Source organism: Campylobacter sp. BCW_6873 (assembly GCF_001762365.1).
GTDB lineage: Bacteria > Campylobacterota > Campylobacteria > Campylobacterales > Campylobacteraceae > Campylobacter_D > Campylobacter_D jejuni.
Map to the genome: position 1 here is coordinate 1 of NZ_MJWS01000051.1, position 1173 is coordinate 1173.

Below are 1173 nucleotides of genomic sequence, written 5' to 3' on the forward strand. Positions count from 1 at the left end.
AAGATAGATCAAAAATGGTATGAAGCTAAAGAACCTAATGAATTCAATGATGGTTTTTGGGGTATTTTGGGGAATTATTTTTTTTGTTTAGTTCTTTATATGCTTATTTTAGTGATATAGAATTTTTTGGTGATATGTTAAAGATTGCATTTTTTATATATTCTTATCCATTGTTACCTTACATATCATATTTAACACTACAAGAAACTATTAAATCCAAAAATATTTTTCTTTATTATTTTGTATTTTTTTATACATTTTTTTGTATCTTTTTATTTTTTAAAATTAACAATCTCGAAAATTATGCTAAACTTGTATAGATTGGTTTTTTTGATTTTTTAATAATAATTTAAATTTCAACAAAAAAGGAAGTAGTGTGATAATACTAAAAAATCTATATATTATTTGGATTATAATTTGGGGATTTGGGGCTATTTTAGGTTATTATATGGGATATGATGCAACTTTTACTAAAATGTTCTTTTTTCTTGTTATATTATATCTTTTTCCATTGTTGCCTTATTTTTATTATTTGATTTATAAAAAAGCAAGAAATACAAAAAATATATTTGTTGCTATTTGTTGCTATTTGTTGCTACTATTGATTAATAGAAATAATAGTAATTTTGAGCTGTACTTAATTATTATTGTGATACATATTATAATATTTGCAATAATTTATTTAATTAAAAGAAATAAAAATGAAAACTCAAATCAATAATTTAAAAGATTATGCAGAACTTGCATGGGCTAGTTATTTTTATTTTGATTTTTTAAATACTAGAAATATATTTGAGTTAGATTTTAATCAAGAAAAAATTCAAGAAGAAAATTCTCTTAGAGGCTATAGAGAAATAAAGGTAAATTTAGAACATGTTGTCAGTCAAAAACATAAAGATAAAGAAGTATTGATTGATTTAAGACAAGATGATGCTTGGCAATCAAAAATGTTAAATTTCTTTGATGAAAAGACAAATTTTGATAAACTAAATGGAGAATTTGGAGAATTACAGACTAAAAATTTCATTCAAAGATATGAGGTTCAATTTCATCAGCCTAACACTACAAGTGGCTTTAGTGCTACTTTGTTTTACGATAAAGAAAAAGATAAATTTATAGTAGGATTTAGGGGAACTGAAACTGATAATTTTATTAGCTCGATTCAAGATATAG

At 22.6% G+C, this 1173-nt stretch carries 1 protein-coding gene; it reads left to right on the plus strand.

Features of this window, described 5'->3' with window-relative positions; genetic code table 11:
- Positions 1-701 precede the first annotated feature (701 nt).
- The coding region (locus AJ932_RS03275; RefSeq protein ID WP_070278277.1) for a hypothetical protein at positions 702-1173 on the plus strand (472 nt) is incomplete at its 3' end.